This is a genomic window from Burkholderia sp. SR8 (assembly GCF_052851275.1).
Window position 1 is genome coordinate 1 of record NZ_JAULUC010000086.1, and the last position, 615, is coordinate 615.

Here is a 615-nt window from a genome sequence, read left to right on the forward strand (position 1 = left end):
TTTGCGCTCGGCCCAGCCTTCCTGTGCGATGCGTCCGAGCACGGCCGTGAGCTGCGCGTTCGTCAGCCCGTAGCGGTGGCGGATCAGTTGCTCGGAAAACTCGTCCGGCAGTTCGCCCTTCAGGCGGTCGTCCGCGATGCGGAAATATACGCTCGTGATCACGTCGGCCTCGCCGAGTCCGAGTTCGTCGACGACGTCCGACAGCGGCTCGATCACCGGCTTTGCGACGAAGAAGCCGCGATTGCGCTCGCGCGTCAGGATGCCTTTTTCGTGCAGCAGCGCGAGCGCCTCGTTGACGGGCGAGCGCGACACGCGCAGCCGGTCGGCGAGCATCTGCGCGGGCAGGTGCGTGCCGACGTCGAGTCCTTCCGTCTTGATCAGTTCGACAATCTGGGTCGCGATGGAGCGGTCGATCATGAGCGTGAGCATTCGGGGCGTCGCGGGCGGCTTCGGTCTCAAGCCTCCTGCATCGCCAGGTTCTTCTGCAATATCAGCGGGATGACGCCGCCCGAGCGCAGCAGCTCGCATTCGAGGCGGGTCTCGACCGCGGCCGTCGCGCTGACGGGCTCGATGCGTCCGTCGGCGCGCACGATCCGCACGGGCACCGTGCAGCGC

The 615-nt window shown here is 67.2% G+C and carries 1 protein-coding gene; it reads right to left on the bottom strand.

Annotated features, from left to right (window positions below; translation table 11 throughout):
- A partial coding sequence (locus Q3A80_RS31930; RefSeq protein WP_446332755.1) for a winged helix-turn-helix domain-containing protein occupies nt 1–417 on the bottom strand: 417 nt, incomplete at its 3' end.
- Between the last annotated feature and the right edge of the window lie 198 nt (nt 418–615).